Origin of the sequence: Microcoleus sp. C2D2 (assembly GCF_036702495.1) — a bacterium.
Taxonomy (GTDB): domain Bacteria; phylum Cyanobacteriota; class Cyanobacteriia; order Cyanobacteriales; family Microcoleaceae; genus Microcoleus.
This window is the reverse complement of the sequence record NZ_JAUBTO010000165.1, coordinates 2,357-10,816: the sequence shown is the minus strand read 5'-3', so window position 1 is coordinate 10,816 and position 8,460 is coordinate 2,357. Positions and strand designations below refer to the sequence as shown.

Below are 8,460 nucleotides of genomic sequence, written 5' to 3'. Positions count from 1 at the left end.
AGTTGGCGTTACAACCGGAGTCGGAGTTGGATTCGGAGTTGGCGTTACAACCGGAGTCGGAGTTGGATTCGGAGTTGGCGTTACAACCGGAGTCGGAGTTGGATTCGGAGTTGTTGACGGAGTTGGGCTCGGAGTTGTTGACGGAGTTGGACTCGGAGTGGGAGTTGGAGTGGGAATTGGATCGATCCCGTCATCAGTCGAAAACACAATATTACCAACACTGCTAGAACGCGGAAACGACTGATCTGTAATGCTATATTGTCCCGTTGTAATTGCACCCGCCGTACCGTTGCTAGCAGCATTTCCCACTACAAACGGTTGAATCGGCGTCCCTCCATCTCCCCCAGCGTGCACAATTGTAATTTTGCCACCACCGACGCCGCCAGCAGTAGAAATGCTAGCAAATCCCGTCGGATCCAGTGGGGTTGAAAAAGTACCCGTAGCGCGGAAAAATCCCCCCGTCGATGAAATAAAGACCTCGCCACCGATGCCGCCAGTACCGCCTTGGGCATTGATCGACTCTAGTTGAATATCGCCGATCGGCTGATCTAAGGACACCTTGCCAGCATTTCCCACTGTAGCACTTGAGTTAATTTGTCCTGCCGTAATTGAATTTAAAGCTTTAACGGTGATGTCCCCGCCGATATTTCCCGCTGTATTCAAATCTTTAGCATTCACTTTTCCCTGGGGACTCAAAAGCTCTATCGTCCCTCCATTTCCAGAATTTGAAGCAGTGACATTTCCCAACAAATTGATATTTCCCGCGCCCTGTACTCGCAAGCTTTGCGCGTTAATTGTCGAGTTTGCTGTTACGTCGCCAGCATTTTTAATCGCAAGATTTGCTAACTGTCTGGTGGCGCCGACGGGTGCGCTGAAAGTGATGCTGCCGCTACCTGCATCCAGATTTAGGCTACGGGCGGCATCAATACTGTCGATCGCACCGACAAAGGCAATATTTCCCCCTGCCGTACTCAATATCGCATCTTTCGTCAACCCGAGTATACCGTTAATATTGATATTGCCCTGATTTGTAGTAACATCCCCCCCCAACAAGGTGTTCGTCGCAGTAATATTTAAACCCGAATTGCTCGCAATATTACCGTTAGTGAATTCCGCCTGCGCTGCGGTAACATTCACAACTGAAACTGGTGCTGTTCCTCCGATATTTCCTTGCACCAGCACCTTGCCTGTTGCTGCATCTATGTTTAACGAATGATTCCCGTCTATCGCACCACTTATCTTAATATCTCCGCCACCTGTACTGAGATTAATATCGTTTCCGAGTTGGACTTTGCCGTTGAGAGCGATCGCATTTTTATTGGTATTGATGCCGTAATTCAAATTAATTGTGTCAGCGTTGATAGCAATGCTGCTGTTGTCATTTCCGGTAAGACTTCCATCTACTGCGATCGTACCAGTTCCCCCTTGAATATTTACTGGATCTAAAAATGTCAGATTAGAGGCAATACTAATCTTGGCGCTGCTATCCGATCGCCCGAGATCGATCGAGCTAAATCCATTTTGAATCAAATTAATTTCCGCTGCCGTCAAATCTAAAGCGCTAGTATTGTTATCCGTTCCGCCAACAATAATATTTTGTCCTGCTGTTGCCGGTTGCAGCATTAACGCGCCAGTACCCGAAACCTTCCCCGAAAAATCAATTTCACCGGCTGTTAAAGTCAGTGGGTTACTACCTGCTGCTAAACTCGAACCGAAAGCAATTGTTGCAGATCCCAGTGTAAAAGTTACAGGAGCCTTTAATGTCACCGGGCCGCTAAAACTAATGTTATCATTAGTTGTGGTGATATTTCCGCTAACCGCAACAGTTCCCCCACCCTTTTGAATAAATGCACCGTCTAAGTTGAGGTTGTTCTCAATATTTAGATTAACCTTATTGGTAATTGTGAGCGTGCCGTCATTGGTGGTTGTTACAGTTCCTTTTAGATTAACATTGTCAGCAACAATACCGAGATTCCCAGGTACGTCAACTGTCTTGTTGAAAGTAATTCCGCTGCCTGAAAGAACCGAGTTTTTGGCAACTGTCACTGCCTCTGCATAAGTTTGACTGCCAGTGGTACTGACATTCCCGCCTAAAGATATCTTGCTGTTGGCAGTTAAACTTGTCAGACGATTTGTTTCGCCTATCGCCTTATTGAAGGTAACATTACCAGTACCCCCATTCACAGTTAAATCGCTGCTGCCGTCTACAGTATTATTGAAAGTAATGTCGCTGCCGGAGAGAATGGGACTGTTGGCAATTGTGACTGCATCTCCATAAGTTTGAGGGCCTGTTGTAGTGACAGGGCCATTCAGTTGAGTTTTGCCACCAGCATCTGTCGTCAAACTCGCAGCATTGACTGTTTGATTAAATGCGGTTGTTTTTGTAGAGTTAGCTGTTAAATTGCCGATCGGATTTGTGGGATTCCCTACTTTACCATTGAATGTAACATTACCGTTAACCGCCTTCGCCGTCAAATCGCTGCTGCCGTCTACAGTATTATTGAAAGTAATGTTGCTGCCGGAGAGAATGGGACTGTTGGCAATTGTGACTGCATCTCCATAAGTCTGAGGGCCTGTTGTAGTGACAGGGCCATTAAGTTGAGTTTTGCCACCAGCATCTGTCGTCAAACTCGCGGCATTGACTATTTTATTAAATGCGGTTGTTTTTGTAGAATTAGCTATTAATTTGCCGAGCGCACTTTCCGCACCAACTTCACCATTGAATGTAACATTACCGCTACTGCCCTTCACCGTCAAATCGCTGCTGCCGTCTACAGTATTGTTGAAAGTAATGTCGCTGCCGGAGAGAATGGGATTGTTGGCAATTGTCACTGCATCTGTGTAAGTTTGGCTGCCGGTTGTAGTGACATTTCCCATCAGTTGAGTTGTACCCCCAGCATCTGTCGTCAAACTCGCGGCATTTACTGTTTGATTAAATGCGGTTGTTTTTGTAGAGTTAGCTGTTAATTTGCCGATCGCACTTTCCGCACCAACTTCACCATTGAATGTAAGATTACCGCTAACCGCCTTCGCCGTCAAATCGCTGCTGCCGTCTACAGTATTGTTGAAAGTAATGTCGCTGCCCGAGAGAATGGGACTGTTGGCAATTGTGACTGCATCTCCATAAGTCTGAGAGTCTGTTGTAGTGACAGGGTCATTAAGTTGAGTTTTGCCACCAGCATCTGTCGTCAAACTCGCAGCATTGACTGTTTGATTAAATGCAGTGGTTCCTGTAGAGTTAGCAGTAATATTTCCTAATGCCTTGGTATCGCCAACTAGACCATTAAAGGTAATATTACCGGCACCGGCATTCACCACTAAACTTTGATTGTTTGCTGTAGTGCCATCGAGATTGCTATTAAAGGCGACATTGCCGCTGCTGGTAGTTCCTGATGTTGTTAGGGTAATAGTTGGTTGACTAAGGACAACTGGTGATTTGAGGGTAATATTGCCACCGCTACCGGCGGCGCTTGAGGTGTTTATATTACCCTTAAGAATAGTATTTTCTGTAGCAGAGTTGAGGGTGAAGTTCCCTCCCGTACCTCCATTTACTACTGAAGAATCCACAGTACCAGTGGTAATGTTACCGCCAAAAGTTGAGAGGGCGATCGCTCCTCCATTTCCTTTTCCTCCCAGAGAATAGGAATAGAGATCTCCAGCAGTTGTGTCGATCGCACCTGTTCCTCCGGTAACAGACAGGTTGATATTCCCTCCACCTGCCTCGTAGGAGCGGGAAGACAGAGTACGAGTTTTAATGTTACCGCCATCCGTTGAGAGGGCGATCGCTCCTCCATTTCCTCCCTGAGAAGAGGAATCGAGAAATGCAGCAGTTGTGTCGATCGCACCTGTTCCTCCGGTAACAGAGAGGTTGATATTCCCTCCACCTCCCTGCAGGGACCAGGAATCCAGAGAACCAGTGGTAATGTTACCGCCAGCCGTTGAGAGGACGATCGCTCCTCCATTTCCTCCTCCCCAACCAGAGGAATCGAGATCTCCAGCAGTTGTGTCGATCGCACCTGTTCCTCCGGTAACAGAGAGGTTGATATTCCCTCCACCTGCATCAGAGGAGGTCGAATCCAGAGAACCAGTGGTAATGTTACCGCCAGCCGTTGAGAGGACGATCGCTCCTCCATTTCCTCCCCCAGAGGAATCGAGAATTCCAGCAGTTGTGTCGATCGCACCTGTTCCTCCGGTAACAGAGAGGTTGATATTCCCTCCACCTGCCTCGTAGGAACCCGAATCCAGAGAACCAGTGGTAATGTTACCGCCAGCCGTTGAGAGGGCGATCGCTCCTCCATTTTTTCCTTGATAAGAATAGGAAGAGAGATTTCCAGCAGTTGTGTCGATATCATTGGTACTGGTGAGGCTAATATTTCCGCCCCTAGTACCAAGATCGGCATTGACTGATATTGCATTATTAGCATTTAATGCGATCGCGCCATTTCCACCATTAGTAATAGGTTGATAAACAGTAATATTATTATTAGCATTCAGAGTCAGAGAATTACTACTATACCAAGTAACGGGAGCATTAACTGTAATATCACCGGCATTCCCCGCCGTCGATGCAGTATCAATAATCACATTTCCCAAACCTAGCTGATTTTGTAGCGTCACATTATTAATCGTAGAAGTGGCAGCAGAGGGCGTAAATGCTCCCCCTGCTAAAGCGCCGCCTGCATCCGCACCTGTACTAATAGTAATATCAGTAGGATCTAACAATAAGGTGCCAGCAATGCCAAAGGTCGATCGCAAATCAACTAACCCTTGAAAATCCAGCGATTGCTTTCCCGAAACTTCCGCAAAGCCGCCATTCCCTGAAACCAAGCCACCTCTGGCCGTAATATTCCCATTAAAGCGAGTAGTTTCATCCGCCCAAACTATAACTCGCCCGCCCTGACCATTACTAACAGCATCAGCATTAATTGTCGAGTCGCTGCTGACAAAACTCCGCAAAGCATTGGGCACCGTCCCCAAACCCTGATAATCTCCGCCAATCAGTACATTACCGCCGCCGTTAATCCCCGAAGCATTGATATTGCCGGCAATAACACCTACTTTCTCACCGAAGATGTTAACGTTGCCGCCTGTGTCGCCAGAGACGTTGAGAGTGCCACTTGCGAGCGCCGTTCCTGGAGTTACCGGCACAGCAACATTCCCCGTCAACACAACATCACCATTGGGATTTACCGTCAAATTTGTTGCCTGCCCTGCACCTTTTCCTGTCAGCAACTCCGGCAAAGATAACACTGGCTGCGTCCAATTGTTCGGCAGCGAGCTTTGATTTGCTGTCGGCACAATATCCAAACTCAATAAATTCCCAGCTTGACTAATCCGCACCAAATTGTTATCCGGCACGGCGCTGATGATAATATTGCCGCTTGGCGCATTTAGCTGACCCGTATTGACAACCGTACCTCCGATCAAACTTAAACTTTGACCTGGTGTCACCGTCAGATTGCCGGAATTAACAATGCTTCCCCCTGGCGAATTTGTAAAGGCAAAACTGTTCGGCGTCCCAATTAATGTTGCCCAATTGTTATTGCCGACCGCGCTAAACCATTGATTGTTCCCAAAACCAATCCCTGTTGCCGTAGTAGCATTAAAAGAACCCGGCACGTTGAGACTAGCATTCGGTCCGAAAATCATGCCTGCCGGATTCATCAAAAATAAATTGGAATTGCCGCCCGTCACTTGAATTAAGCCATTGATTAAAGAAGGATTTCCCCCATTAATCCTTCCCAAAATATTTTGAATATTCGGATTGCTCAGAAAGTTAGCAGTTTGACCTTCGCTGAGGCCGAACTCAGTAAAACTGTGAAAAAGATTAGCCTGCTCTGGGCTCAAAGACCCCCCGGAAATGTCGTAGCGGTTGCCGTTGGGGGTAACAACTGTGTTAGTGCCGTCCGCGGCGGGGGTGATGGGTTGCGCTCGGGCCGAACCTGCCGCTGCACTCAGCCAGCCAAGGATGAATAACCATGCAAGCAAAGATAATCTGTTGGCTGTCATTGTGTTTAAAGATTGTGCTTAAAGTGCGATCGTATTTATCTCTCCTATTTTTACTCATAAAATTTTCTCATGTCAAGAGGATAGTCCTATTTTTTATTCCTGAATAATATGGAGGGGAAGCTGAAGGAAATGTATTTGTTTATAAGTAGGTAAGGAAAAAAAACCTACTTTATTGTAGGGTTCCGAAAGCCTCAGTATCAAGATATACCAGCAAGTAGAGGAATGCTCTCACCCGCCCGACCCATGTCATGTTTATTTGTAACCACCTACTTAGCCGTTTTCAGTTAAGTGAAGTACAGATATAGCGGTTCTCAAAAAAGTGAGGTATGCCCTATGCCCACGGAGGCCTATGCCCTATGCCCTATGCCCTATGCCCTATGCCCTATGCCCGTGAGTACCTCATATGAGAGCTCGAAAGGCTATATCGGCTGGGGACACGGTAATTCCTTTGGTCGTGTCAACTTAAGACCCAAACCCATAATAAATAGCGCATGGACTCCGCCAGAAATATGTCTCTAGCTATCTTAGACTATGCCGCAGGTGTCCTGAAATTAAGCGGACAACATGAGGAAATGATTGTGTTGCGCGCTGAGGGAAAATTGAAGTGGATAGAGACTATGGATTTAGGCTTTCCCATTAGCTTAGTAGCAGAGATTGGCGAGTTTATTGCTCAAGAAGAAGTGCAGTTAAATTTTGGGGATGTGGTGGTGCTTTATACCGATGAAATTCCTGAAGCTTTCAATATTAATAAAGCGCAGTACGGATTAAAGAGGTTGTGGCAAGTGGTGGTAGAAAATAGAAACTTTCGTCCCGTCAAAGCCCAGACTCAAAGATAAAAATGGCAGCTTACCAAGGGCTTCCAATCATGGTGAAACTACTCCAGTAGTAAGGATGAGAGTAATTTTGGTTTGTTTGTTGTAAATTAGCAGGTAAATTTAACTGGCCGCCTGTTGTTACTAGCTGTCCGTTTTCCAACCGCACTTTACCGGACATTATTGCTTGTTGAGCCAGTTGCAAAGCTTCTGCTTTAGTTGTGGTTCCTCGCAAGTGGTGGTAAAATTCGCTCATCAGCGCCAAAGTGCCTCCATCGTCAACATACCACAAACTCCCTAAAGCAGATTTGGCGCCGGATTTTACTGCTAAACCTCCAAAACCTAACTCTGCTTCCCGATCGCCCAAGGCTGTTCTGCAAGCACTTAATACTAACAAGTCTACCTGGGGATTGCGCCAATTCAAACTTTCCAGGCGATCGAGCTGCAATTTGGAATTCCACAGTTGAATGTATGAATTGCTCGCTTTTCCGGGTTTGAATTCAGCGTGAGTTGCTAGGTGAACGATCCGAAATGCTCCCTTGGCGTGTTCCGAGTTGAGATTATCTATAGTGAAAGCCGAATTGAGGAAAGATGGGCCGTTCCCCTGAGCGGAAATCGCCTGCAATTCGATCGGCACACTGGGCAAGGGCTGTTGGTCAACAAATTCTGACCTTCCCATTGCTAGCACTGTGGCTTCTCTAACAGCGTTATAATCGGTATTAGTCGAACTAAAACTTGGAATTAGGCTGAAACTGTATTTTTCAATCAAGAAGCCTTTACCGTCGTGCAAAGCGGCAAAGGGCAGGCTTCGCAATCCGGGATCGACTGACAGCAACAACGTCTGAATTCCTAAGTTTTGTAAGTCTTTTTCTAGGGGTGCGATCGCCCATTTATATAGTTGCTGGGCGGCCGCGAGATAAGTCTTAGTCTCGCGTTTCGCGGGATTGGTGATTTCATTGCGGAACTCCTGGACGGTGGGGAAAAGAGCTGCTTTGTTGGCTTCTGGGACGCTGTAGTGAATCGGCCGCCCGACGGGAGGAACTAAAATTAGTTCCAATCGATCTTCTCGCGAGACTATGTAGATAATACCAGACCGCTTGCCGGTTTGCTGTTCGATATTTTGTAAAGTTTGTTGGAATGTCGAAATCAAGATTTTTTCCTCTGGGAGGTTGGCTTTTACCCCCAGGTAATCTCGAAATTCTTGATTCCTCATTTCTTCGATTCCCGAGACTGTTTTCTGTATGTCGTTACCTTCAAAAAGTCGATCGGGAGAGGGAACATATCCCAGAACTAAATTAGAAGTAGGGTTGACTGTTGGCGGTTGTTCAGATGCTGGTGAGGGTGGTACGAAGTCCCAGGGTAATTTACTGGTGATAGTGCTATCGAGGGTTAAAATTCGATCGGCTACACTACCGCGGTTGTCTAGCGATGAATTTTTGCCACGGCTTTGCAAGTCTCCTCCTTCTTGGGTTGAGGGTTGCGGTGCGGGCTCTTGTATTTCCGTAGAATCCATCGGAGTGGGAGTTACAACCGGAGTTGGAGTTTCACTCGGAGTGTCCGTTGGAGTTACAACCGGAGTTGGAGTTTCACTCGGAGTGTCCGTTGGAGTTACAACCGGAGTTGGAGTTTCACTCGGAGT

3 protein-coding genes are annotated in these 8,460 nt (G+C 46.8%); 1 reads left to right on the top strand and 2 read right to left on the bottom strand.

Annotated elements, in window-relative coordinates:
- A partial coding sequence (locus QUB61_RS32800; protein WP_333190291.1) for a two-partner secretion domain-containing protein occupies positions 1 to 6,009 on the bottom strand: 6,009 nt, incomplete at its 3' end.
- Between the two features lie 509 nt (positions 6,010 to 6,518).
- Between QUB61_RS32800 and QUB61_RS32795 the strand changes: the two genes are divergently transcribed.
- Positions 6,519 to 6,845, top strand: a complete 327-nt coding sequence (locus tag QUB61_RS32795) for a SpoIIE family protein phosphatase (protein ID WP_333136076.1) — start codon at positions 6,519 to 6,521, stop codon at positions 6,843 to 6,845.
- Between the two features lie 10 nt (positions 6,846 to 6,855).
- Here the strand turns inward: QUB61_RS32795 and QUB61_RS32790 are convergent.
- On the bottom strand, positions 6,856 to 8,460 hold a 1,605-nt coding region (locus QUB61_RS32790), incomplete at its 5' end, for a CHAT domain-containing protein (protein ID WP_333190289.1).